This is a genomic window from uncultured Roseobacter sp. (genome assembly GCF_947496515.1).
Classification (GTDB): domain Bacteria; phylum Pseudomonadota; class Alphaproteobacteria; order Rhodobacterales; family Rhodobacteraceae; genus Roseobacter.
In genome coordinates this window covers 303,379-326,455 of the sequence record NZ_CANMDB010000003.1, presented here as the reverse complement: position 1 = coordinate 326,455, position 23,077 = coordinate 303,379, and the positions used below count along the sequence as shown (strand labels likewise).

Genomic DNA, 23,077 nt, shown 5'->3' with positions numbered 1-23,077 from the left:
CATCGCACCGCCGAACACTGGCAACGGCACCCGAATGCTAGCGGATGGCGCACTCCGGCACCATTAAGGTGGTGGAACGTGGTCTTCGCCGCTCTTCTAGGATGGGTTCCACTCAGATCGGCAGTTCTGATGTCGCTTTCTCGGTCGAGACGACGATTGACGTCCTGAATTTCCGAACATTCCTGTCAGCAAAGAAGAACCGGTGGGTGAACTTCTCGTAGCCCGCAATGTCCTTGGCCATGATGACGAGGATGAAGTCGGCTTCACCCGCAATACAGTAGAAATGCGTCACTTGCGGATCCTCACGGGCCTTGCGCTTGAAGGCGTCGATCTGATCAAGCCGATCACGTTCCAGTTCCACCGACACGATTGCCGTTATGTCGAGGCCCAGAGGCTTGGGGTCGAGAATGGCCACGTCCCGCTTGATCACACCAGTCTGTCGCAACGTCCGCATCCGTCTCTGGACCGACGCCGTCGAAATGGCGGCTGCCTCTGCAAGTGTCTGGACCGATGTCTTGGCATTTTTCTGGCAAAGATCGAGTAACTTCCGATCTATCTCATCCATGATCCGACCCTCGCAAATTCCTAGTTTTGGTGATGTATCAGCATCATAAAATACCAAAATTGAGCATGGATCACCTCAGGCCTCATGTCTATCTCATATCCACATGAAACACGGTGCACTCGCGATCCTCCCTCTGGCCCTCGGCGCTGCCATCTATGGTTTTGCGTTCGGTCTTCTTGCCGCCCAAGCTGGATTCCCGTGGTGGGGGGTCGGACTGATGAGCGTCTCCGTCCATGCAGGCTCGTCCCAGATCGTCGCCGTGGAACAGTTTGCGTCAACCCAGACCATGCTGGGCGCTGCGCTGGCCGGGGCGGCGCTCAACCTGCGCTATATCGGGATTGTCGCGTCCCTGTCCGATGTCTTGGCAGACATATCGTTCAGGGGCAGGCTGCTTGCGATCCATATCACCGGCGACGAGAACTGGGCCCTGACCATGGCGGAGCGTGCCAAATCGCCGGAGGTGGGGGCCCCTTTTCTGGTGGGCTCCGGTCTTGTCATGATCACCGTCTGGACGCTGTCAACAACGGCGGGAGCGATCATCGGCGCCACCCTTCCAGATCTCGAACGCTTCGGCTTGGGGTTCGCGTTTACAGCCGCGTTCATAGCGATGGCCCGCGGACTGTGGCGCGGCAAACCGCAGCTGCTCCCTTGGCTGGTCGCGGGGGCTGCGACACTCGTTGCCGTATCGCTCGGCCTGCCGAAAGCATACGCTATCGTTGCGGGAACACTCAGCGGCCTTGCGATATGTGTGATCCTGCGGCGCGCCGGGGGCCGGTCCGCATGACCGGCGCACAATGGGCTCTCCTCGGCATCCTGGCCATCGCCGCGTTCGGCATCCGCGTTCTGGGGCTGGTGGCGGGCAGGCGCATCCGCAGTTCACCCCATGCGTGGGTCCTGGCGGAGCTTCCCGGGCTGATTGTCGTCAGTCTGGTTGCAGCATCCCTTGCCGGTCAGCCGGTAGGGACATGGGTTGCCGCCGGTGCCGCCCTAGGCGCAGCGGTTCTGACCAATCACGTCATTGCCACGATGATCGTCGGCGTTCTGGCGTTTGCCGTGATTGGACCGTAGCCCGCGCAGCCTTGGTTTTGTCAAGAGCTGCACCCGCGCTGACTGCGGGCGCAGCATGCATGCGCTACTTCACCGCTTCGATTTTCGCGAAGTCCAACTCATTCTCATCGGGTGACGACATGATTGACAGAACCTCTTTGCGGCGGGTCAGAAGGATATAGGCCACACAAGCCAGATAGATCCCCACCACCATTGCGCCGATCCACTGGATCTGAAGCCACTGGCTCTTGAACAGAATGGTCAGACTGAACAGCACAGCGACGTTACCCGCGATGTAGGGGATCTTCCCGAACCGTTCCGTCGTGATGGAGAGGTTGTCCGAGTAGAGCCGGATCAGGCTGTCCAGAGAATTGATCACGAAGGTCACGCCCACGATGATCATCGCAAAGTTCAGCAGGCCCGTCGTGCTGATCTCGGTGACGTAGTAATGATAGAGGATCGAGAACCACACCGCCAAGGGGATCGAGGGAATGACCAGCAGCGCCAGCAGGAGGTGCTGGGTCTTGAGGCCTCCGACGAACCGGGAGGTGAACTGGCCGATCATGATCGACCATGCAAACCACCAGAACAGGTAGAATTCATGGTAGGCGTTGATCGGTATCACGAACTTGTGGAGGTTGGTGAAATATCCGCCGATCAGCGACAGATTCGACCCCATTTCTCCCAGGCCGATGCCCCCCGTCACCCACATCAGCAGTATCAAGGCCAGAAACAGAACCGTTGAGCCGACACTGAGCACCTTGACGAATTTGATGTCCGTGCTCGAATAGGCTGCCGCGAGGATCACGCAGAAAACGATCACATAGAAGGTTGCCACGACCGTTTCACCATCTCCGATTTCGGGGATGTAGAACGGCAGGTAGATCAGGAAAAGGCTCGCTGTAAACGCGCAGGTCCCGATGATGACGAGGTTGTTCAGGATGCGAACGACGGGGATCTCAAAGAACTTCACCCGGGGTTCGATCGCACAAAAATAGAAGCTGGTCAGGAAATAGAAGCTCCAGATCAGAAAGCCCCAAAAGCCAAACTCAATGGCGAGCGGGTTGGTGAACCCGTATTCCGGGCCGTCCACCACATTTGCATATGTGGGAAACTCGCCCAGCGGAAACATGATCAGGCCAACATCCAGGCCGGACGTGAAGAGAATGGCGATGAACGTAAAGAGCGGGACGGGCGTCACGCCGATCACAGGCATGTCCCACCACTTGATGACGCAGAATACGACCAGCGCGAGCGCCAAAAGTATTCCAAATGAGATGATGATCGTTAGCGCAGTTGCCATTTTGGCCCTCCCCAATAGCCGACACGAAATCCGACTTCACCTGATGTGCGGTCCTTGTTCGGGCCTTGTTCTGCATCCGGGCAGCCTATCGCTTTGCTGCGCATTTCATCAAGTGCAGGTCCCATTATTATTCGAGCTGTGGAGCCATCACGGCAAAATGCTGCACTCGGCGCCCAGGTTTGCGCCTTTCTATCCCAGACCGGCGGCGGTAGCTGCCGGATCCACCCGCCAGGCATCCAATTGCTGCCCGGTGTCTCGGCCATCCGGTCTGGTGCAGTTGAACCATGCGCAACTTCATACCGTCCGCCTCGCCGTTTCGCGGCGCATTCGTGGCCCGGGTTGGTCCCGCTTTAGGCAGATGGCAGATGTCTGGGCGGTCGGGTTCGACGCATGCCACACCGCTATCTTTCGAGCACGCGACCGGGATCTTCGATGGGCCCGTTCTGTCTCGGTCTTGGCCCGGCTTGGTCGCGCGCCCCTCCCTGCGTCATGTCCGGCCTGTGTGCTTTGGGGTGCCGAAAGGTCGCCAGCAGGATAAGCATCAGCCCCGTCAGTTCCAGCACCCAGTTCATGAGGGCTGAACTGATCTTGAGGTCGATGATCTGGTCCATGTGGTGGAAATCGGCGGCGCGGATCAGGATGAAACCGAAAACGAAGGCCGTTCCCAAAAGGGCCATTCCCGTCCGCCGCAGTGTGTTGCGCATCACGTAGAACAGGATCACACATGCCCCGGCCGCTGACACGGCAAGGGCCAATATGAACCCGCGCTGAACATCCCATCGCATGCTGTACCAGCCCTGCAGTTTCGCCGTGCACCGCCCCGTGGCGGTCAGGGCAGATTGCAGGTCGAGCTGTTTGTTGATGGCCAGGAACAACACCAGGATGAGCAGGCCCAACCAGAGCCATCGCTCCCGGTAGACCGTTTCGGATGGGAAAGCGCCCTGTCTGGCGGTGCGCAGCAGGGCAAGAGCGACCACCACATAGATCCCGACGGTCACCCAACCGATCAGGCTGGGATCGCCGATCTGCGGTTGCCATCTTTCCTGAACGCAGCTGAGCAGCGGCCCCATCGGCACGGGCCGCGAGATCAATTCAATAAAGGAGGGCTCCATACTACGTAACCGTCTCGCAAAAGGTCTTTACAGCGCAAAAAAGTCTTTGGATCCAATACCGCGCACCAAAACAGCCCGGGTACCCCGACCGAACATCAGGCGGTCAATTCACCCGTTGGTATGCGTCGGTCCTCTCACACCATCAGTCTTCGCGACCGACGGAGGTGTAGGCGGTAAAGCCCGCATCCTCCGCGTCGGCCGGGCTGTAGATGTTACGCAGATCAATCATCCGGGCATGCTGCATACCAGCCGCAAGACGCGACAGATCCAGCCCCCGGAACTCGTTCCATTCCGTCAGGATGACCACAGCATCGGCGCCATCTGTCGCAGCATAGGCGCTGTCATGCCAGGTCACGCCCGGCAGCAGTTTTTCACCCTCGCGGCGGCCTTGCGGATCACAGACCTGCACCTTGGCACCGCCCCCGACCAGCGCCGGCACGATGGTGAGCGATGGCGCATCGCGCATATCATCGGTGTTGGGTTTGAAGGTCACCCCCAGCACGGCAACGGTCAGGCCATTCACCGATCCCGCACATAGATCAATGATCTTGTCGATCATGCGCCGCTTGATGGCCTCGTTGACCTTGATGACCGTCTCCGTGATCTGCATCGGCACCGCATGCTCCTGCCCGATCCGGGCCAGCGCTTTGGTATCCTTCGGAAAACAGGAACCGCCATAGCCCGGCCCTGCGTGCAGGAACTTGTTGCCGATCCGGTTGTCGAGCCCCATGCCACGGGACACCTGCTTGATGTCGGCGCCGGTCCGTTCGCACAGATGGGCGATCTCGTTGATAAAGGTCACCTTGGTCGCCAGAAAGGCGTTGGCCGCGTATTTGATCATCTCAGCGCTTTCCAGATCCGTCTGGATGATCGGGAAATCGCGCAGGTAGAGCGGGCGGTAGATGTCGGACATCACATCGCCCGCGCGCTGCGTTTCAACGCCGACGATGACACGGTCGGGGCGCATGAAATCATCGACTGCCGCACCTTCGCGCAGAAACTCGGGGTTGGAGGCCACATCGAATTCGAACCCGGGCCGGGCCGCGGCAATGATCTCGCGCACCTTGCGGTTGGTGCCCAGCGGTACGGTGGATTTGGTGACAACGACGGTGTAGCCGGTCAGCGCATGCGCGATCTCCTCGGCGGCGGCATAGACATATGTGAGGTCCGCGTGCCCGTCCCCGCGACGGGTTGGAGTGCCCACGGCGATAAACACCGCATCCGCCCCGTCCACAGCCGTTTTCAGATCCTGCGTGAAGGTCAGACGCCCCGCCTCGACGTTGCGCGCCATAACCATATCGAGGCCGGGCTCGTAGATTGGGATCTCCCCCTGTTCGAGCCGGGCGATCTTGCTCGCGTCCTTGTCGACACAGACCACATCGTGGCCGAAGTCCGAGAAGCAGACGCCCGACACCAACCCGACATACCCCGTGCCAATCACTACAATACGCATATCATTGCCTTTTCATCAAAACCGGACGACCCGAGAGAGGGCGCCGCCTAGATGCGGTGTGGCTCGCGTCCTGTCAACTGATAGCCGCCTAAGTGATTAAAGGGGCAAGCGTTGGCCAGCGGCGAACCCACCCGAAGATGCAGGGGGCCATAATCCTGGGCGTGATACGATAGAGCGAGCAAGCTGTGTCCCCTCGCGACGCGCCCGCAAAAAGAGCGTCGCTGACTGAAACCGTCGTGCATCGCGAGGCCCAGCAACAAGCTCGGATAGTCGGGAATCTTGAGCCCGGGCCTCAACCCGACAGTGGCAGATCAATCCCGCCGCAGCGCCGCCAGCAGCCGCGCCATGCCACCCGGGACCAGCAGGGCAGAGGCGACAAAGCCAAAGGCGAACCCCGCCAGATCAGCGACCCAACCATTGCCGATATCGAAAAAGATGCCCCAGACAAGCTGGATCCCGAGCAGGATCGCGATGAGGCTAAAGGCGCGGGCTTGCGCCTCGCCACGTGCGCCGAGCGACACCCACATGACAAAGGAATACCCCCCGATCAGACCATAGACCGCCGGAAACCCACCGACGATCCATGTGGGGTCGTTCAGCAGCAGCCCGTAGATCAGCGCGCCAAAGATCGCCCCGCCAAAGAACAGGACCAGCACCGCCACCTGCCCCATCGTCTCGCCTACCAGCTTGCCGAGCGCCAGCAGGAACACCGCGACAAACAGCGCCGAGGTGAAACTGTCGTGCACAAAGGGATAGGTCAGAAACCGCAGCAGGTGCTCTGGCAGCCAGCGCCCGTTGGTCACCATCCAGTCAAAGATATCGCCGGAAAACGCGTAGCTCTGCACCGCGGATAGCCGCCAGCCGATGGCCTCCGGCCCGCCGATGAGCCCCTGCGCCCCCAGACCAAAGATCACCTCCGGGGCGGCGATGGCCAGAAACAGGATGGTGACAACCGGTGGCAATGGATTGACGGGCGAGGCTTCTTTGTGACCGGACATGGGCTCGCTTCCTTGACGCTGCTCTGGCCCATGGGTAAGCCACCGCGGATGTGTTTTCCAGCGAGATCGGACCTGCCATGAGCCCTTCAGATTTTACGCCGCGCGTGTTCTCCGGCATCCAGCCGTCGGGCGATCTGCACCTGGGCAACTACCTAGGGGCCATCAAGCGGTTTGTCAGCATGCAGGAGGACGCCTATGAGACGGTCTATTGCATGGTCGATCTGCACGCCATCACCGTCTGGCAGGATCCGGCTGCGCTGCGGCACAACACGCGCGAGCTGGCAGCAGGCTTCATCGCCAGCGGCATCAGCCCTGAGAAATCCATTCTGATCAATCAGAGCCAGGTGCCCGAGCACGCGCAGCTGGCCTGGATCTTCAACTGTGTGGCGCGCATGGGCTGGATGAAGCGCATGACCCAGTTCAAGGACAAGGCGGGCAAGAACGCCGAGGCAGCCTCGCTGGGCCTGTTCGGCTACCCGGCGCTGATGGCCGCGGATATTCTGGTCTACCACGCGACGCATGTGCCCGTGGGCGACGATCAGAAACAGCATTTGGAGCTGACGCGCGACATCGCCACCAAGTTCAATCACGACTACGGCGTGGATTTCTTTCCGCTGACCGAACCGGTGATCAAAGGTGCTGCGACCCGCGTGATGTCCCTGCGTGACGGGGCCAAGAAGATGTCAAAATCCGACCCGTCAGACGCCTCCCGGATCAATATGACCGATGATGCCGACACCATCGCCAAGAAGATCCGCAAGGCCAAGACCGACCCGCATGCGCTGCCCTCCGAGGCGGCGGGGCTGGAGGACCGGCCCGAGGCGCGCAATCTGGTGAACATCTATGCCGCTCTCAACGATCAGACGGTGGAGGCCGTTCTGGCCGAGGTCGGGGGTCAGCAGTTCGGCACATTCAAGCCGCTTCTGGCAGAGCTTGCGGTCGCCAAACTCTCGCCCATCTCGCAGGAAATGGCACGGCTGATGGCCGACCCGGCAGAGATTGACCGTATCCTCGCCCGGGGGGCTGGTCAGGCGCGCGAGATTACCGTGCCGATCCTTGAAAAAACCTATGAGATCGTGGGTATGGTCCGCTAACCCGCGCACAGGCCCTGCGCGGGGGTGTGGGTTGTTGGGGCCAAACGGCGTGCCTAGCTTCGGGTCACAGCCAAGGAGCACAGCATGCCGCAGCCTCATCCCACCGTTGGTCACGTTCACCTCATGGTCGCTGATCTGGACCGGGCGGTAGCCTTCTACCGCGATCTTCTGGGGTTCGATGAGATGGTCCGCCGTGGTGATAAGGCCGCCTTTCTGGGTGCGGGCGGCTATCACCACCACATCGGGCTGAACACATGGCACAGCAAGGACGGCACGCCGCCGCCTGCCGGGCACACCGGGCTCTATCACAGTGCCTTTCTCTATCCCGACCGGCGGAGCCTCGGCCAGGTGATCGCGCGGGTTCTCGAGGCGGGACACACGCTTGACGGGGCGGCCGACCACGGGGTCAGCGAAGCGGTCTATCTGCGCGATCCCGATGGCAACGGGGTGGAGCTTTACCGCGACCGACCGCGCGCTGAATGGCCCTGTGACGCGGCGGGCAATCTGACGCTGGTCAACGAACCGCTCGACGTGGACGCGCTGATCGCCGCGGGCGCTGGCTGAGCCGTGCGTGGCATGGACAATCCCTGCAACCTCGGCCAGTTTCCGAACAACACACGTGGGAGAGTCGGCCATGGCCACGGGGTTTTTCTGGGATGAGCGGTGTTTCTGGCATGCAGGGGGCAGCTACGCCTTCACGCTGCCCATCGGCGGGCTGGTGCAGCCGCTCGCTGCCGGGGGCCTGCCCGAAAACCCCGAGACCAAGCGGCGGTTGAAGAACCTGATGGATATCACCGGGCTGTCCCGGGCGCTGGACATGAGGGGCGCACCGGAGGCCACGCGCGAGATGTTGGCCCGGGTGCATCCCGAGAGCTATCTCGATGAGTTCAAGCGCCTGTCCGATGCCGGCGGCGGTGAGCTAGGGTTGCGCACGCCCTTCGCTGCGGGCGGCTATGAGATCGCGGCCCGCTCGGCGGGCCTCGCTGTCGCGGCAGTAGAAGCGGTGACCACCGGCGCGCTCACCAATGCCTACGCGCTCAGCCGCCCCCCGGGGCACCATTGCCTGCCCGATTTTCCGAACGGGTTCTGCCTGCTGAACAACATCGCTGTGGCCATCGAACATGCGCAGGCTCAGGGCCGCGCACGGCGGGTCGTCGTTCTCGACTGGGACGTGCACCACGGCAATGGGACCGAGGCGATATACTACGCCCACGACGACGTGCTGACCATCTCGCTGCATCAGGAGGGGAACTATCCGCTGGATACTGGCGCGGTCACCGACCGGGGCGAGGGTCGGGGCAAGGGCTTTAACCTTAACCTGCCACTGCCCGCGGGGGCGGGCCATACCGCTTATCTTCACGCGATGGACACCGTCGTTCTGCCGCAGATCGAAGCCTTCGCACCGGACCTGATCATTGTGGCCTGCGGCTATGATGCCGCAGGGGTCGATCCGCTCGCCCGGATGCTGGCAACGGCGGAGACGTTCCGCCAGATGACCGCACGGATCAAACAGGCGGCAGAGCAGCTTTGTGACGGGCGGCTGGTGCTGGTGCACGAGGGCGGCTATTCTGAGGTCTACGTGCCCTTTTGCGGTCATGCCACGCTGGAAGCGCTCAGCGGCAGTGACATCACCGCGCCCGACCCGCTCGCCCATACGCTCGACGTTCGCCAGCCCAACCCCCGTTTCGATGCCTTTCTGAAGGCGGAAATAGACCATCTCGCCCAGCAACTCTGAGCGCAGGAGACACGCGATGCCCGATCCAAACCCCGCTGCCCTCGACTTTCTCATGACGCGCCGGTCGCGCCCGGCCAAGACGCTAACAACGCCCGTGCCCACCCGCGAGCAGCTGACGCCGCTCCTGCAGGCCGCCGCCCGCTCGCCCGATCATGGCAAGTTGGAGCCCTGGCGGTTCATCATCATCGAAAAACCCGCCATGGCCCGGCTGGCAGAGGCGGCTTCAGCCCGTGGCGCAGCACTCGGCCTCGACGACGATCAGATTACCAAGGGTCGCGGTCAGTTCGACAACGGCAATCTGGCCGTTGCGGTTATCGAGGTGCAAAAGCCCTCTGACAAGATCCCGCCGATCGAGCAAAGCTACTCCGCGGGCTGCGTGTGTCTGGCGCTATTGAACGCGGCACTGGCATCGGGCTGGGGGGCCAACTGGCTTAGCGGCTGGCCCAGTCACGATGCAGGCTTCTGCACGGGGGCTCTGGGCCTTGCACCGCAGGAGCGTGTGGCCGGTTTCATCCACATCGGTACCGAAAGGGCCGCGCCGCCCGAACGGCCCCGCCCGGATGTGGCGGGCATCACCACCTGGCTCAGCGCATGATCCTGCGGGCGTTCTTTGCAGCGCTCGGCCAGATGACCGACCGACGGTTCCGGGGCGTGCTGATGCTGGGCGTTGCACTCACGCTGGCGCTGCTGGTTACCGCCTCTGCCGGGTTCGTCTGGCTCATCGGCGGGCTGGTGGGCGATCAGGTCAGCCTGCCCTTTGTCGGGGAGGTCACGTGGATTGACGATGTGCTTGGCTGGGGCTCGGTTCTGGTGGTAGCGGTGCTCTCCATCTTCCTGATGATCCCCGTCGCCTCCGCCATCACCTCGCTGTTCCTGGAGACGGTTGCACAGGCGGTAGAGGATGAACATTACCCGCATCTGCCTGCTGCCACTCCCGTACCCTTCGCGGACGCGCTGCGGGACACGGTGAGCTTTCTGGGGGTGCTGATCGCCGCCAATATCGCAGCACTGATCCTCTATCTGATCTTCGCACCCGCCGCGCCCTTTATATTCTGGGGGCTCAATGGCTTTCTGCTGGGCCGCGAGTATTTCACCCTCGCCGCCATGCGCCGCGTGGGTCGGCGCGAAGCCAAGGTGTTACGCCGCAGGCATCTCACCACGATCTGGATGGCCGGTGTGTTGATGGCGGTGCCGCTGACCGTGCCGCTGTTGAACCTGATCGTCCCGATCCTGGGTGCTGCGACCTTTACCCATCTGTTCCATGCACTGGCGTCAGATCAGCCCCGCGGTTGAACCAGTCGATGTCGCGCACGGTAATCACCTCGAAAACGATGATGGCGGTGATCACGGCCCAGAGCGCCAGACTGATCCATGTGGTGATCCATGCCTTGCGCCCCAGGTTGTGCACCTCTGGCGCGCCTGCATGGGTTCCGGGCACGATCTCGCCCAGATCGCCCTGGGTCTTCACCCGGATCGGCAGCACGATCAGAAAGGTCATCGACCAGATGACCGCGAACAGAACCAGCGCGGATGTGATCCCCATGTCGTAAGACCTCCTCTCGGCGTCAGACCTGTTCCAGCTCTACCAAACAGCCGTTGAAATCCTTGGGATGCAGGAAGAGCACGGGCTTGCCATGGGCGCCGATTTTCGGCTCTCCGCTTCCCAGCACGCGCGCACCGGTGCCAAGCAGATGATCACGTGCGGCTAGAATATCCTCAACCTCGTAGCAGACATGGTGGATGCCGCCTGCCGGGTTTTTGTCGAGGAACCCTTGGATGGGGCTACCCTCTCCAAGGGGGTGCAGCAGCTCGATCTTGGTGTTCGGCAGCTCGATGAAGATTACCGTCACGCCGTGGTCCGGCTCCGCCTGCGGCGCGCCGACGTTGGCACCGAGCGCTGTGCGGTACTGAGCGGCCGCCGCCTCCAGATCCGGGACGGCGATGGCGACATGGTTGAGGCGGCCGATCATGAAACTGCTCCGTCAGTTGAGGTCTGGAGTGCTTATGAGCCGTCGGCATTGACGATGCAATAGACGCGGCGTCGCAGGGGTTTTCGACGTTGGGCATTAACGTGCTGTTAGCCATCTATGCGCCATGTTGCAGCAGAACCCCGAGTCACCCTGCGGAGACGATCATGGACAAGACAGACCCTTTTGTAGCGACGACCCCGGCACCCACGGCGGCCCGCCCGCTGCTTGGCGTGACGGTCCTCGTGATCGAGGACAGCCGCTTTGCCTGCGAGGCGATGCGTCTTTTATGTCTGCGCAGTGGCGCCCGGATCCGGCGCGCGGATTGTCTGCGGTCTGCCCGGCGACACCTGCAGGTCTACCGCCCATCGGTGGTGATCGTGGATATTGGCCTGCCCGATGGTGACGGCCTCGACCTGATCGCGGAGCTTTCGCACAGTGAAACGCGCGTTGATGTGATCCTCGGCACTTCCGGCGATCTGGACACACATGCCCCTGCAATGGCCGCGGGCGCCGATGGGTTTCTGGAAAAACCGATCAATTCGCTGGCTGTGTTTCAGCAGGCTGTTCTGTCAAATCTGCCACCGGATCGGCAACCGACCGGGCTGCGCGAATTGCCGGACGAGATCATTCATCCCGACCGCATGGCCTTCCAGGATGACATGGCACATATCGCTGGCGTGCTGGATGATCCAAGCGATGATTGCGCGCTCGACTACGTGGCCCAATTCCTGGGCGGCGTTGCACGATCCGCAAAGGATGATGATCTGGAAAAAGCCGCGACCAACCTGGCGCTCAAACGCGCGGCTGGGGAATCCGCCTTGGACGAGCGCGCGCAGATCGCAGGTCTGATCCAGCAGCGACTGACCCAGAAGCTCGCCATCTGAAAACCGTCACAACGCCGGATCATCGGCCACGCGAACCGGCGTGGTGAAGGTACCCAGAGCCTGCTTTTGCCTGCCATCCGCGTCGAAGTTCTGGGGCGCCAGCCACCGCTCGAACGCGGTGCGAAGCGCGGGCCATTCCGCATCAATCATCGCAAACCAGGCCGTGTCGCGGTTCCGGCCCTTGCTGATCACTGCCTGCCGGAACACACCCTCATAGCTGAAACCAAAGCGCTGTGCGGCCCGCCGCGAGGGCAGGTTGAGCGCGTTGCACTTCCACTCAAAGCGCCTGTAGCCAGCTGAAAAAGCCCACTCCATCATCAGAAAGATCGCTTCGGTCGCAGCGCGCGTGCGCTGCAGCTGCGGGCCAAAGTTGATGTGACCCACCTCAATTGTTCCGTTGGCCCTATCGATACGTAAATAGCTGGCGACCCCGCCCAAGAGCCCTGAGTGCAAATCCCGGATCGCGTAGAACAGTGGATCACCTTTGCGCACCGTCTGATCCACCCAGCGATGATAGGCCTGCGCCGTGGCAAAGGGGCCATAGGGCATGTAGTCCCACAGCGCATCGTGCCTGTCGAAAGCCTTGAAAAGCGCCGCCGCATGAGCATCCGCATCAAGCGCCTCGAGCGCCGCATAGCGACCGGTCAGTGGCGCCCCAGTCGGCGCGGGCGGCGCGCACCAGTCTGGCACGACGGCTCCGAGGGTCGTCACATCTTTCTGATCCAAAGTCATTGACCCTTCCGATCTCCGAGTGCTCCCGGTCCATTGTCGCCCACCAGCGTCGGCATGTGGTGAAACGTATCACCGGGCAGACACCGCATTTCAATAGATCGTCTTTACCAGATACACAGCGCGGCGGTCTCGGCTCACCCCGGGTTCGGAGCCTTCAGGTTCAATGCCACCGCCTCAGCACCTCTGTTCGGGAAGAGGACACCGCCGGGACAGAACGAAGCGTCGCAAACCCCGCCAACCATATCCCTGAAAAACCAGCGCCAGCGCAGACATCGCCCAGAAGAGCGACGAACCGCGGCGGCGCGACCGGCTATCAGAAAGCGCTGCCGCCAACCCGATACGCCTGCCGTAAAGGCTCACTCCTGCGGAATCACCCGCAGGCCCAACTCCATCAGCTGATCGCTCATTGGTTCGGAGGGTGCGTCCATCATCAGATCCTCTGCCCGCTGGTTCATGGGGAAGAGGATGACCTCGCGGATGTTCTGCTCTTGCGCCAGAAGCATCACGATCCGGTCGATGCCCGCCGCGCACCCGCCGTGGGGTGGCGCGCCGTACTGAAACGCGTTGACCATCCCGCCGAAACGCTTGCGCACCTCATCCTCACCGTAGCCCGCGATCTCGAAGGCCTTGAACATGATCTCGGGTTTGTGGTTCCGGATCGCGCCCGACACCAACTCATAACCGTTGCAGGCCAGATCGTACTGATATCCCAACACGTCGAGCGGATCCCCCTCCAACGCGGCCATTCCGCCCTGTGGCATGGAAAACGGATTATGCTCGAAATCGATCCGGCCGGTTTCTTCGTCGCGCTCGTAGATCGGGAAATCCACGATCCAGGCAAAGGCGAACCGGTTCTCGTCGGTCAGCCCCAGCTCAGCCCCGATCACATTGCGTGCCTTACCCGCGATGGCCTCGAACGCCTTCGGTTTGCCACCGAGGAAGAAGGCCGCGTCGCCCACATCCAGCCCCAGCTGCTGCCGGATCGCCTCGGTTCTCTCGGGTCCGATGTTCTTGGCCAGGGGGCCTGCGGCCTCCATGCCCTGCCCCTGATCGCGCCAGAAGATGTACCCCATGCCAGGCAGCCCTTCTTTCTGGGCAAAGGCGTTCATGCGGTCGCAGAACTTGCGGCTGCCACCCCCCGGCGCTGGAATAGCGCGGATCTCGGTGCCATCCTGCTCCAGCAGCTTTGCGAAAATCGCAAAGCCGGAATCGCGAAAGTGGTCGGAGACCACTTGCATTTTAATAGGGTTCCGAAGGTCCGGTTTGTCGCTGCCGTACCAAAGCGCCGCGTCTTTGTAGGAAATCTGCGGCCAGTCGGTATCGACGGTGCGGCCGCCGCCATATTCCTCGAACAGGCCGGTCAGCACCGGCTGGATGGTGTCGAAAACATCCTGCTGCTCAACAAATGACATCTCCAGATCGAGCTGATAGAAATCCGTGGGCGAGCGGTCCGCGCGCGGATCTTCGTCGCGAAAGCACGGTGCAATCTGGAAATACCGGTCAAAGCCCGACACCATCAGCAGCTGTTTGAACTGCTGCGGCGCCTGCGGCAGCGCGTAAAACTTACCCGGGTGCAGCCGCGACGGCACCAGAAAGTCGCGCGCGCCCTCGGGGCTGGAGGCAGTGATGATCGGCGTCTGATACTCTCTGAAACCACTGTCCCACATCCGCCGCCGGATCGACGCCACCACGTCCGAGCGCAAGGTCATATTGGCCTGCATCCGCTCCCGCCGTAGATCGAGGTAGCGATACCGCAACCGTGTCTCTTCGGGGTATTCCTGATCACCAAAGACCTGAAGCGGCAGCTCGCCCGCCGGCCCCAGCACCTCCACATCGCGGATGTAGACCTCGATCGCCCCGGTCGGGATCTTCTCGTTGACCAGCGAGGCATCGCGCGCCTTCACCTCCCCGTCGATCCGCACGCACCACTCCGCGCGCAGCTTTTCGACCTGCGAAAAGACCGCGCTGTCCGGATCGCACAGCACCTGGGTGATACCGTAGTGATCGCGCAGATCGACGAAGAGCACACCGCCGTGGTCGCGCACCCGATGAACCCAGCCCGACAGACGCACCGTATCGCCCACGTTTTCAGAGGTCAGAGCGGCGCAGGTATGGCTGCGATAAGCGTGCATCGTGGATTCCTTCGGGTTCGAATTTCGCGCCAGATACACCGGTTGGTACCGGGGAAGTCAAGGCGTGATCCGGCAGGTGAGCGAGCGCTAGAGAGCCCGCAACCGATGACGTTCCAGCAGGTCGACCAGCATCTCGCGGGCCTGTTGGCAATGCGCCCGGTGTGCCGCGCGCGCCATGTCAGCGTCTCCGTGGGCAATCGCCTGATAGACCCGCCGGTGCGCTTCGTTGGATTTCGCCGGTTTCGGCCGGATAAACAGCGTGATGGCCCGCGCGCGGCGCACCTGATCACGCATCATGTTGGAGATCATCTCGATCCGCCTGTTCTGGCCGAGGCGGACAAGCTCCGTATGAAACCGGTCATCGGCCTCGGCCCAGCGATCCAGATCGTCCCGGGACACGGCAGCCTCCATCTCCTCAATGGCACGGTCCAGATCCGCCAAAGCATCCGGGCCGTATCCGCGCTGCGCCGCCTGCTCTGCGGCGAGGCTCTCCAGCTCGGTCAGCACATCGTAGATTTCTCGCATGTCTTCGGGAGAGACCGACAGGATGCGCACGCCCTTGCGCGGCTTCATTTCCAGCAGACCCTGCGCCTCCAGCATCAGCAGCGCCTCGCGCACCGGTGTGCGTGACATACCCAGCATACTGGCCAGTTCCGCCTCCAGATGGTTCGATCCGGCGGCCAGCCGTCCGGAAAAGATCATGGCGCGCAACTCTTCGAGGGCACGTTCCATGCTGGAGGGGCGTTTGCGCGTTTTTTCGGTCAAAGAGCCTTCCAGAAATGATCAGGGCCTCGGCCCATGCACAGATTGTTCAAGCAAGGCCCGAAAACAGATGCATTTGCAACCGATACCATAGACCAACCCGGAGGCGCGCAGATGGCTACCCTTTGGGAAGGTATCCGTCCCGCGTTTGCGGTGTTTTCATATCCAGAACATCACCCGCAATCAGGTTGCGCAGCATCTGGGCGGTACCACCGCCGATGGTGAACATGCGCGCGTCCCGAAGCATGCGTTCAACCGGGTTGTTGCGCGAATAGCCTGCGGCACCGTGCAACTGGAGCGCATCATTGGTGACCTTTACCGCCATCTCGGAGGCGAAGACCTTGGCCTGCGCGGCCTGAACCGGGTCCGGAAAGCCCGACGGCTGATGCTGGGCACTCTGGGCCGCGCGCCAGATCATCAGACGGGCGGCGTCGATCTGCGTGGCCATATCCGCCAGCATCCACTGCAAACCCTGAAATTCCGCGATGGGCCTGCCGAACTGCTGGCGCGTCTTGACGTAGTCCCGGGCGGCCTCGAACGCCCCCTGCGCCAGGCCAAGCGCCACTGCCGCAGCACCCACCCGCTGTGCGTTATAAGCGTTCATCAAGCCTGCGAAACCCTTCGCAACCCCCTCTGGCGGGCAGATCAGACGGTCGGCGGACAAACGCATCTGGCGCAGACATACCACGGTTTCAGGGATCCCGCGCAGGCCCATGGTCGGCTCGCGCGGGCCAATCTCCAGCCCCTGTTCGCCCAGAAAGGCCATAAAACCGCCGATCCCTTTGAACTGACCGTCCTCGATCACCCGAGCAAAGATGAGATGAAGGCGCGACACACCGCCCCCCGTGATCCAGTGTTTTGTCCCCTCCAGAACCCAACCGTCGCCATCGCGGGTCGCCGTTGTGCGCATCTCGGTCGCAGCGCTGCCCGCGTCGGGCTCTGTAATGCAAATGGCAGGTTTGTCGCCGGACAGCACGTGTTGCGCCGCGATTTCCCGTTGACCATCCGTACCATAGGCGAGGATCGCACCGATAGCGCCCATGTTGCCCTCCACCGCGATCCGCCCGGTCACCCCGCAGCAGCGCGCGAACTCCTCCACCACCAGCACGATGTCCTGACAGCTGGCCCCCTGCCCGCCCAGAGCGTGCGGCACCCCCATGCCCATGAACCCAGCATCGGTCATTTCTGCGACGGTTTCATGAGGGTAGGTCTCGGTCGCGTCGGTCTCGGCCGCACGAACCCGGGCCGTGCGCTCCGCCAAAGCACGGGCACGGGCCCGCAGCGCCTGTTGCCGCTCGGACAGCAGGAACGAGGCGTGGTCGGTGGAGTGATCGTCAAACATGGAAACCTCCGCAAGGTCTGAGTGATCAGGAGGTTACTTCAACAGTATACCAAATAATAACGAGAATATCTGGCATATATCTTTTGATTTACTCAATCTAAAGCGCGCCGAGAAACGTCTTGATGAGCGTGGATGCGCGCGCATCTGCCGGGACGAGCGCGCCGACCTCCCGTGTGACCGGCGGATCCCCGAATGGCACAGCCCGCAATCCAGGCCAACGGCCACTGCCCCCACGACACAAGGGGACGATGGACACGCCAAGACCCGCCCGCACCAGCGACTGGATCGCATCAAGCGAATCGATCTCCATGGTTGCGGCGACGGTGATGCCTCGCTCCGCCAGATGGCTCTCTATGGCGCCACCGGCCCAGGTTTGCCGGTTGAACCAGATGAACGGATGGCCCGTCAGCAACGCCCGGACGTCACCACCGGCGTCGACGGGGGCCAGGACCATCAGCGGTTCCTGCGCGATCACATGCCAGTCCAGCCCGGCAATGGGGCTGGGTGGGCGCGTGCAGACGGCGACGTCCAGCGCGCCCTCGCCCAGCTGGGCGGCCAACCGGTCCGAACTGTCGCTGTGCACGTCGATGGACAGATCCGCGTGTTGAGCGCGCAGCTCCGCCAGCGCTTGGGGCAGAAAGCTGCTCAGCACCGTGGGGACAGCCCCCACACGCAGCCGCCCGCGGATCAGATCGCCGTCAATAACCTGCGGCGTCGCATCAAATAGCGTCACCACCTTGCGGGCGTGATCGGCCAGCGCCCGGGCCTTGGCGGTGGGCCGGGGCGGACGCACCAGACGGTCGAACAAGGTCAGACCCAGCTCTTCTTCCAGCGATTTGATCTGCAGGCTGATGGCGGATTGCGACCGGCCGACGGCCTCTCCCGCTGCAGCGAAAGAGCCCGTGTCAATGACGGCGATCAGAATGCGCATGTGCTGGATGTTCATCAAGGGACCTAGGAAATAGGGCTGCAGACTGCGCTTGAGGCTAGCGAACCTTCGGTGCCCGGTCCATCGGAGGATGGGCCGATCCAGCCGGACAACAGCCCGTTTTTTGCGCCCACCAGCGGACGAAGGGCCGTGCCGCAGACATCTTTTGCGTTGATTTTTTACGGTTTTACTTGAGCACAGCGCGTTTGTGACACAAATAGGAAGGCGATCCCGACCCCGTACTGCAGGAGTTTGCGTGTCTCTTTTCTTGATCGTCGCACTGCCCTTCTTTGGCGCGCTGTTGCCGGGGCTGATGAACTCGGCGGGGCGGCAGGCCTGTGCGGGCATCACCTTTACCGTGTCGCTGACGGCCTTCATCGGGCTGCTGACCAACTTGCCTGCCGTCCTCGCCGGGGAGGTGGTCAGCGCGCGGGTCGAGTGGATGCCCAGCCTCGGAATGAACTTCACGCTGATGCTGGACGGTCTGGGCTTTTTCTTTGCGCTGCTCATTCTGGGGATCGGTTTGCTGATCATCGCCTACGGGCGGGCGTATCTGTCACGCAAGGACAATATGGGCGAGTTCTTCACTTACCTTCTGCTCTTTCAGGGTGCGATGGTGGGCATTGTTCTCAGCGATAACATATTGCTTTTGCTAGTTTTCTGGGAGCTGACGTCGCTGTCGTCCTTCCTTCTGATCGGCTACTGGAAGCATCTGCCCGAGGGTCGGCAAGGCGCGCGGATGGCACTCACGGTAACGGGCATGGGCGGGCTGGCGCTGATCGGGGGGATGCTTCTGCTGGGTCAGATTGTCGGCAGCTACGACCTCAGCGTCATTCTGGAGAACCGCGAGCTCATTCAGGCTTCACCGCTTTATCTGCCCGCCCTGCTGCTGATCCTTCTGGGGTGCTTCACGAAATCCGCGCAATTCCCGTTTCACTTCTGGTTGCCACACGCGATGGCAGCCCCCACGCCGGTCTCGGCCTATCTGCACTCCGCCACGATGGTAAAGGCGGGGATCTTCCTGATGGCACGCCTGTGGCCGGTTCTGTCAGGCACGCCGGAATGGTTCTATATCGTCACCACCGCCGGTCTGATCACCATGGTGCTGGGCGCGGTGATCGCGCTCTTCAAACATGATCTCAAGGCGCTCTTGGCCTTCTCCACCGTCAGCCATCTGGGGCTGATCACCATGCTGCTGGGCACCGGCACGACCTTTGGCGCCATGGCAGCGGTGTTTCACATCCTCAACCACGCGACGTTCAAGGCGGCGCTCTTTATGTCGGCCGGGATCGTCGACCATGAGGCGCATACCCGTGACATCCGGCGGCTGGGCGGCTTGCGGCATCTGATGCCAGTGACCTTCACCATTGCCACGCTGGCGGCACTCTCCATGGCGGGGATCCCGCTGCTGAACGGGTTCCTGTCAAAGGAGATGATGCTGGAAGAGGCCACGCACACAGTTCTCTTTGGTGCGCCGTGGCTGGTGCCCGCGCTGGCGACATTCGGCTCGCTTTTCTCGGCGGCCTATTGTTTTCGCCTCATCGGGCACACCTTCCTTGGCCCGGTGCGCGACGACTACCCCACCACACCGCATGATCCCGACGCCGGCATGTGGTTGCCACCCGCGATCCTGGTGGTGCTGGTGGTCGTCATCGGCGTGGCGCCGTTCCTCGTTCAGGATTTCGTTTTCCTCGTCGCCAAATCCGTGATCGGCGGCGTCGCCGAACTTGAGGTCAAATACATCAAGATCTGGCACGGGCTGGTCCCCGCGCTCTTCATGTCCATCGCGGCGGTTGTCGGTGGTCTACTGATGATGGCGGTCTTCAAGCCCGCACTGCGGCTCTGGGATGCAGCACCGCGGCCCGAGGCCAAGACGATCTTTGAGGGGCTGATCGCCCGGCTCGTTTCCCTTGCGGAGGGGCTGATCCACGGTCTGCACAACGGTGCCTTTTCCCGCTACGGGGCGATTGCTGCCGTCACCATCATCGGCGCGGGCACCTATGCCTTTGTCACGGGCACGGTGGGCGCACCGACGCGCGAGATGCAGCCCACCACCCCGGTTGCCCTTGCGGGCTGGGCGATGCTGGTCGCCGCCACCATCGCCATGGTGTTTTTGCACCGCAACCGGCTGATGTCTCTGATCCTGATCGGTATCGCCGGGCTGATGGTCTCTGTCGGCTTCGTATTCTTTAGCGCGCCGGATCTTGCCATGACGCAGATCACGGTCGAGGTGGTCACGATCATCCTGCTGCTGCTGGCGCTGAATTTCCTGCCCAAACACTCCCCGGTGGAGAGCAGCACCATGCGCCGCGCGCGCGATACCGTTTTGGCCATCGCGGGCGGTTTGGTCACGACCGTCATGGCCTATCACTTCCTCATGCGCGACGCGATCAGCGCGCCGATCTCGGAGTTCCATCTGGCCAATTCCTACAAGGGCGGCGGCGGCACCAATGTGGTCAATGTGATCCTCGTGGATTTCCGGGGCTTCGACACCTACGGGGAAATCATCGTGCTGGGCATCGCAGCCCTTCTGATCTACGCGCTGACGGAAACGCTGCTGTCCGGTCCGGTGCGTGCGCGGCTGCTGAACCGTAAGCCGGATCAGCCGCGGGCGGGCGACATGCACCCCACCATGATGGTGGTGCTGACCCGGGTGATCATGCCGGTGGTGCTTCTGGTGGGTTTCTACATCTTCCTGCGGGGCCATAACGAGCCGGGCGGCGGGTTCATCTCGGGCCTTGTGGTGTCGATTGCGGTGGTCATGCAGTACATGGCGAGCGGCTTCAACTGGGCCTCGGCGCGGCTGCGGTATCCCTACCACGGGATCATCGGTGCGGGCGTTCTGATCGCCGGGCTGACGGGGATCGGCTCGTGGTTCGTGACCAAGCCGTTCCTGACCTCGGATTTCACCTATGTGCGCATCCCGCCGTTCCAGGAGTTTGAACTGGCGACCGCGGCGCTCTTTGACCTTGGCGTCTTCCTTGCGGTGGTCGGCGCCGTGATGTTGTCGCTGGAAAGCTTCTCAAGGCTGGCGCGGCGCGCCCATACGCCCGATACAGAGCACGCCATGGACATCGACCCGTCGCGCAACGACCCCGCGACCCCCGCGAAAGGAGGCCTCTGAGATGGAGCTTCTCGTTGCCTCGGCCATTGGTGTGCTGACCGCCTGTGGCCTCTACCTGACCCTGCGGCTGCGAACCTTTCCGGTCATTCTGGGGATTTCGCTGCTGACCTATGCAGTCAACGTGTTTCTGTTCTCCTCCGGGCGCCTAACCATCGGTGCGCCCCCCATCCTGCGCGACAATATCGACAGCTATGCCGACCCGCTGCCGCAGGCTCTGGTGCTGACGGCGATCGTGATCTCCTTCGGGATGACGGCGGTGGTGGTGATGATCGCACTTGGTGCATTTCTGGGCTCTGACGATGACCGCATCAACGACCCCCTCGACGAAGAGAGCACCGGATCCGGAGAGACACAATGATACATTGGATCGTAGCCCCGGTGATCCTGCCCGCCCTGCTGGCGCCGTTTATCGTGTTGGCCGCCCGCTATCACATCGGCATCCAGCGTGTGTTCTCGGTGGCGGGGGTGCTGGCGCTGATCGGTATCGCGCTCGGCCTGGCACTTCAGGCCTCAGACGGGACGATCACGCTCTATCAACTGGGAGATTGGGCCGCACCCTTTGGCATCGTGCTGGTGGCAGACAGGCTGTCGACGCTGATGGTGCTGCTGACGGCGGTGCTGTCGCTTTTCGTGCTGCTCTACGCCATCGGGTCCGAATGGGACAACCGCGGGCGGCATTTCCACGCGCTCTTTCAGTTTCAGATCATGGGGATCATGGGCGCGTTCCTGACGGGCGACTTGTTCAACCTCTTCGTGTTTTTCGAGGTGCTGCTGATCGCCTCTTACGGGCTGATGATCCACGCGGGCGGCAATGCGCGGCTGCGGGCGGGGGTGCAATATGTGCTCTTTAATCTCATCGGCTCGACGCTGTTTCTGTTTGCTCTGGGTGCGATCTATGCCGAGGCGGGCACGCTCAACATGGCCGATCTCGCGCAGCGCGTGACGCTCATCGGCGCAGAGGCGACGGCGGGTATCCGCATCGCTGCCGTGCTACTGCTGCTGGTCTTTGCGATCAAGGCGGCAGTGCTGCCGCTGCACTTCTGGCTTCCGTCCAGCTACGCCGAAGCGCCCGCCCCCGTCGCCGCGCTCTTCGCGATCATGACTAAGGTAGGGGCCTACGCGATCATCCGGGTCTACACGATGGTCTTTGGTCCGGATCTCGCGGTGACAGAGGGATTGCACACCACCTGGCTGCTGCCCGCAGCACTTGCCTCGCTCGCCATCGGCATGCTGGGTATCCTCGCGGCGCGGCATCTGGACCGCCTCGTGGCCTTCGCCGTGATCGGGTCGATGGGGATGGTCATGGTGGCGATCTCGCTCTTCACCCCCACCAGCATCATCGCAGCGCTTTATTACATGGTGCATTCGACGCTGGCAGCCGCGGCGCTGTTCCTGATCACGGATCTGGTGCGCGCGGGCCGGGCCGATCTGAGGCTGACCGCGCAGCCGGTGATCGCGGGCGCGGTGCCGACGTCGGCGTTGTTCTTCGCCGCCGCTATTGCCATGGCGGGCCTGCCGCCCCTGTCGGGGTTTCTGGGCAAGCTGCTGGTGCTCGACGCCGCGTTTGAAAGCACGTCGGCCGCCTGGATCTGGGGCACTGTCCTGATTTCCAGCCTGATCGCGGTTGTCGGCTTTTCGCGCGCTGGCAGCACGCTGTTCTGGAAGGCCAAGGCGACAGAAGGCGCGGAGGATGCAGAGCCTGCGACACCACCCGCGATGCTGTCCTATGTTGCCGTCGGCGGGCTGATCGCGCTGATCGCGGCGCATACTGTCTTTGCCGGACCTGCGACGCGCTACATGACCGCGATATCGGACCAGCTGTTTGACCCGGAACCCTATATCGCGACCGTGCTGGAGACACCGGGCAAGCTGAGCGAACCGACGGAGGGATATTGA

At 62.3% G+C, this 23,077-nt stretch carries 23 protein-coding genes; 11 read left to right on the top strand and 12 right to left on the bottom strand.

Going from position 1 to position 23,077, the window contains the following annotated elements; translation table 11 throughout:
- Nucleotides 1-112: 112 nt before the first annotated feature.
- Entirely contained in the window at nt 113-565 is a 453-nt protein-coding gene (locus tag Q1A53_RS08655) for an Lrp/AsnC family transcriptional regulator (RefSeq protein ID WP_299965173.1), read from the bottom strand.
- Nucleotides 566-668: 103 nt separating this feature from the next.
- Between Q1A53_RS08655 and Q1A53_RS08650 the strand changes: the two genes are divergently transcribed.
- Both Q1A53_RS08650 and Q1A53_RS08645 read left to right on the top strand, forming a co-directional pair.
- Nucleotides 669-1,349, top strand: a complete 681-nt coding sequence (locus tag Q1A53_RS08650; RefSeq protein ID WP_299965171.1) for an AzlC family ABC transporter permease — start codon at nt 669-671, stop codon at nt 1,347-1,349.
- A complete protein-coding gene (locus tag Q1A53_RS08645) occupies nt 1,346-1,633 on the top strand; it encodes a branched-chain amino acid transporter (protein ID WP_299965168.1) in 288 nt (95 codons plus the stop codon). The genes Q1A53_RS08650 and Q1A53_RS08645 overlap by 4 nt, the downstream gene beginning before the upstream one ends.
- Nucleotides 1,634-1,697: 64 nt before the next feature.
- Here Q1A53_RS08645 and Q1A53_RS08640 read toward each other — a convergent pair whose 3' ends face one another.
- The 4 genes from Q1A53_RS08640 to Q1A53_RS08625 all read right to left on the bottom strand — a co-directional run bounded on the left by Q1A53_RS08640 (nt 1,698) and on the right by Q1A53_RS08625 (nt 6,478).
- The gene (locus Q1A53_RS08640; protein WP_299965166.1) at nt 1,698-2,915 is read right to left on the bottom strand and encodes a BCCT family transporter; all 1,218 of its coding nucleotides are present in this window, start codon (nt 2,913-2,915) and stop codon (nt 1,698-1,700) included.
- A 401-nt stretch (nt 2,916-3,316) separates the two neighbouring features.
- On the bottom strand, nt 3,317-4,027 hold the full coding sequence (locus Q1A53_RS08635) for an isopropylmalate isomerase (RefSeq protein WP_299965164.1): 711 nt from the start codon (nt 4,025-4,027) through the stop codon (nt 3,317-3,319).
- A 142-nt stretch (nt 4,028-4,169) separates the two neighbouring features.
- On the bottom strand, nt 4,170-5,480 hold the full coding sequence (locus Q1A53_RS08630; RefSeq protein WP_299965162.1) for a UDP-glucose/GDP-mannose dehydrogenase family protein: 1,311 nt from the start codon (nt 5,478-5,480) through the stop codon (nt 4,170-4,172).
- Nucleotides 5,481-5,791: 311 nt separating this feature from the next.
- The gene (locus tag Q1A53_RS08625) at nt 5,792-6,478 is read right to left on the bottom strand and encodes a rhomboid family intramembrane serine protease (RefSeq protein ID WP_299965160.1); all 687 of its coding nucleotides are present in this window, start codon (nt 6,476-6,478) and stop codon (nt 5,792-5,794) included.
- Nucleotides 6,479-6,555: 77 nt separating this feature from the next.
- Between Q1A53_RS08625 and trpS the strand changes: the two genes are divergently transcribed.
- From trpS to Q1A53_RS08600, 5 genes are all read left to right on the top strand, one after another.
- Nucleotides 6,556-7,572, top strand: coding sequence for a tryptophan--tRNA ligase (gene trpS, locus Q1A53_RS08620; RefSeq protein ID WP_299965157.1), 1,017 nt, complete (start codon nt 6,556-6,558; stop codon nt 7,570-7,572).
- 84 nt (nt 7,573-7,656) lie between these two features.
- Nucleotides 7,657-8,136, top strand: a complete 480-nt coding sequence (locus Q1A53_RS08615; protein WP_299965155.1) for a VOC family protein — start codon at nt 7,657-7,659, stop codon at nt 8,134-8,136.
- 70 nt (nt 8,137-8,206) lie between these two features.
- The gene (locus Q1A53_RS08610; RefSeq protein ID WP_299965152.1) at nt 8,207-9,307 is read left to right on the top strand and encodes a class II histone deacetylase; all 1,101 of its coding nucleotides are present in this window, start codon (nt 8,207-8,209) and stop codon (nt 9,305-9,307) included.
- A gap of 16 nt (nt 9,308-9,323) precedes the next feature.
- Nucleotides 9,324-9,902, top strand: a complete 579-nt coding sequence (locus Q1A53_RS08605; protein WP_299965150.1) for a nitroreductase family protein — start codon at nt 9,324-9,326, stop codon at nt 9,900-9,902.
- On the top strand, nt 9,899-10,600 hold the full coding sequence (locus Q1A53_RS08600) for an EI24 domain-containing protein (protein WP_299965148.1): 702 nt from the start codon (nt 9,899-9,901) through the stop codon (nt 10,598-10,600). The genes Q1A53_RS08605 and Q1A53_RS08600 overlap by 4 nt, the downstream gene beginning before the upstream one ends.
- Here Q1A53_RS08600 and Q1A53_RS08595 read toward each other — a convergent pair.
- Nucleotides 10,554-10,850, bottom strand: a complete 297-nt coding sequence (locus tag Q1A53_RS08595) for a DUF1467 family protein (protein ID WP_299965146.1) — start codon at nt 10,848-10,850, stop codon at nt 10,554-10,556. The two genes, Q1A53_RS08600 and Q1A53_RS08595, sit on opposite strands and share 47 nt — an antisense overlap.
- A 22-nt stretch (nt 10,851-10,872) precedes the next feature.
- Nucleotides 10,873-11,277, bottom strand: coding sequence for a methylmalonyl-CoA epimerase (gene mce / locus Q1A53_RS08590; protein WP_299965144.1), 405 nt, complete (start codon nt 11,275-11,277; stop codon nt 10,873-10,875).
- 164 nt (nt 11,278-11,441) lie between these two features.
- Here mce and Q1A53_RS08585 point away from each other — a divergent pair, with 164 nt between their 5' ends.
- Entirely contained in the window at nt 11,442-12,161 is a 720-nt protein-coding gene (locus tag Q1A53_RS08585; protein ID WP_299965142.1) for a response regulator, read from the top strand.
- 6 nt (nt 12,162-12,167) lie between these two features.
- On the opposite strand, the gene Q1A53_RS08580 is transcribed toward Q1A53_RS08585, so the two are convergent.
- The 5 genes from Q1A53_RS08580 to Q1A53_RS08560 all read right to left on the bottom strand — a co-directional run bounded on the left by Q1A53_RS08580 (nt 12,168) and on the right by Q1A53_RS08560 (nt 18,075).
- Nucleotides 12,168-12,893 carry a GNAT family protein gene (locus Q1A53_RS08580; RefSeq protein WP_299965140.1) on the bottom strand — a complete coding sequence of 242 codons (726 nt, stop codon included), beginning with the start codon at nt 12,891-12,893 and terminating at the stop codon, nt 12,168-12,170.
- 356 nt (nt 12,894-13,249) lie between these two features.
- Complete coding sequence (gene aspS, locus Q1A53_RS08575; protein ID WP_299965137.1) at nt 13,250-15,025, bottom strand: aspartate--tRNA ligase; 1,776 nt, start codon at nt 15,023-15,025, stop codon at nt 13,250-13,252.
- An 87-nt stretch (nt 15,026-15,112) separates the two neighbouring features.
- Entirely contained in the window at nt 15,113-15,757 is a 645-nt protein-coding gene (locus Q1A53_RS08570; protein ID WP_299965135.1) for a GntR family transcriptional regulator, read from the bottom strand.
- A gap of 148 nt (nt 15,758-15,905) precedes the next feature.
- A complete protein-coding gene (gene acdA, locus Q1A53_RS08565) occupies nt 15,906-17,129 on the bottom strand; it encodes a 3-sulfinopropanoyl-CoA desulfinase (protein WP_299965133.1) in 1,224 nt (407 codons plus the stop codon).
- A 97-nt stretch (nt 17,130-17,226) separates the two neighbouring features.
- The gene (locus Q1A53_RS08560; RefSeq protein WP_299965131.1) at nt 17,227-18,075 is read right to left on the bottom strand and encodes a LysR family transcriptional regulator; all 849 of its coding nucleotides are present in this window, start codon (nt 18,073-18,075) and stop codon (nt 17,227-17,229) included.
- A gap of 238 nt (nt 18,076-18,313) precedes the next feature.
- On the opposite strand from Q1A53_RS08560, the gene Q1A53_RS08555 reads away from it, so the two are divergent.
- From Q1A53_RS08555 to Q1A53_RS08545, 3 genes are read left to right on the top strand one after another with little or no spacing between them, the layout of a single operon-like run.
- Nucleotides 18,314-21,181 (top strand): monovalent cation/H+ antiporter subunit A, encoded by a 2,868-nt coding sequence (locus tag Q1A53_RS08555; protein ID WP_299965129.1) that lies wholly within the window; start codon nt 18,314-18,316, stop codon nt 21,179-21,181.
- A 1-nt stretch (nt 21,182) separates the two neighbouring features.
- The gene (locus Q1A53_RS08550) at nt 21,183-21,539 is read left to right on the top strand and encodes a Na+/H+ antiporter subunit C (RefSeq protein WP_299965127.1); all 357 of its coding nucleotides are present in this window, start codon (nt 21,183-21,185) and stop codon (nt 21,537-21,539) included.
- Nucleotides 21,536-23,077 carry a monovalent cation/H+ antiporter subunit D gene (locus Q1A53_RS08545; RefSeq protein WP_299965125.1) on the top strand — a complete coding sequence of 514 codons (1,542 nt, stop codon included), beginning with the start codon at nt 21,536-21,538 and terminating at the stop codon, nt 23,075-23,077. Before Q1A53_RS08550 ends, Q1A53_RS08545 begins: the two co-directional genes overlap by 4 nt.

What these genes read in the sequence shown, in the direction of transcription:
- Q1A53_RS08630 (WP_299965162.1), bottom strand. Translation starts at nt 5,480, where the DNA reads ATGCGTATTGTAGTGATTGGCACGGGGTATGTCGGGTTGGTGTCGGGC.
- Q1A53_RS08600 (WP_299965148.1), top strand. Translation starts at nt 9,899, where the DNA reads ATGATCCTGCGGGCGTTCTTTGCAGCGCTCGGCCAGATGACCGACCGA.
- acdA (WP_299965133.1), bottom strand. Translation starts at nt 17,129, where the DNA reads ATGTTTGACGATCACTCCACCGACCACGCCTCGTTCCTGCTGTCCGAG.
- aspS (WP_299965137.1), bottom strand. Translation starts at nt 15,025, where the DNA reads ATGCACGCTTATCGCAGCCATACCTGCGCCGCTCTGACCTCTGAAAAC.
- Q1A53_RS08610 (WP_299965152.1), top strand. Translation starts at nt 8,207, where the DNA reads ATGGCCACGGGGTTTTTCTGGGATGAGCGGTGTTTCTGGCATGCAGGG.
- Q1A53_RS08545 (WP_299965125.1), top strand. Translation starts at nt 21,536, where the DNA reads ATGATACATTGGATCGTAGCCCCGGTGATCCTGCCCGCCCTGCTGGCG.
- Q1A53_RS08595 (WP_299965146.1), bottom strand. Translation starts at nt 10,850, where the DNA reads ATGGGGATCACATCCGCGCTGGTTCTGTTCGCGGTCATCTGGTCGATG.
- Q1A53_RS08560 (WP_299965131.1), bottom strand. Translation starts at nt 18,075, where the DNA reads ATGAACATCCAGCACATGCGCATTCTGATCGCCGTCATTGACACGGGC.
- Q1A53_RS08550 (WP_299965127.1), top strand. Translation starts at nt 21,183, where the DNA reads ATGGAGCTTCTCGTTGCCTCGGCCATTGGTGTGCTGACCGCCTGTGGC.
- Q1A53_RS08570 (WP_299965135.1), bottom strand. Translation starts at nt 15,757, where the DNA reads ATGGAACGTGCCCTCGAAGAGTTGCGCGCCATGATCTTTTCCGGACGG.
- Q1A53_RS08650 (WP_299965171.1), top strand. Translation starts at nt 669, where the DNA reads ATGAAACACGGTGCACTCGCGATCCTCCCTCTGGCCCTCGGCGCTGCC.
- Q1A53_RS08615 (WP_299965155.1), top strand. Translation starts at nt 7,657, where the DNA reads ATGCCGCAGCCTCATCCCACCGTTGGTCACGTTCACCTCATGGTCGCT.
- trpS (WP_299965157.1), top strand. Translation starts at nt 6,556, where the DNA reads ATGAGCCCTTCAGATTTTACGCCGCGCGTGTTCTCCGGCATCCAGCCG.
- mce (WP_299965144.1), bottom strand. Translation starts at nt 11,277, where the DNA reads ATGATCGGCCGCCTCAACCATGTCGCCATCGCCGTCCCGGATCTGGAG.
- Q1A53_RS08580 (WP_299965140.1), bottom strand. Translation starts at nt 12,893, where the DNA reads ATGACTTTGGATCAGAAAGATGTGACGACCCTCGGAGCCGTCGTGCCA.
- Q1A53_RS08625 (WP_299965160.1), bottom strand. Translation starts at nt 6,478, where the DNA reads ATGTCCGGTCACAAAGAAGCCTCGCCCGTCAATCCATTGCCACCGGTT.
- Q1A53_RS08585 (WP_299965142.1), top strand. Translation starts at nt 11,442, where the DNA reads ATGGACAAGACAGACCCTTTTGTAGCGACGACCCCGGCACCCACGGCG.
- Q1A53_RS08635 (WP_299965164.1), bottom strand. Translation starts at nt 4,027, where the DNA reads ATGGAGCCCTCCTTTATTGAATTGATCTCGCGGCCCGTGCCGATGGGG.
- Q1A53_RS08655 (WP_299965173.1), bottom strand. Translation starts at nt 565, where the DNA reads ATGGATGAGATAGATCGGAAGTTACTCGATCTTTGCCAGAAAAATGCC.
- Q1A53_RS08605 (WP_299965150.1), top strand. Translation starts at nt 9,324, where the DNA reads ATGCCCGATCCAAACCCCGCTGCCCTCGACTTTCTCATGACGCGCCGG.
- Q1A53_RS08640 (WP_299965166.1), bottom strand. Translation starts at nt 2,915, where the DNA reads ATGGCAACTGCGCTAACGATCATCATCTCATTTGGAATACTTTTGGCG.
- Q1A53_RS08645 (WP_299965168.1), top strand. Translation starts at nt 1,346, where the DNA reads ATGACCGGCGCACAATGGGCTCTCCTCGGCATCCTGGCCATCGCCGCG.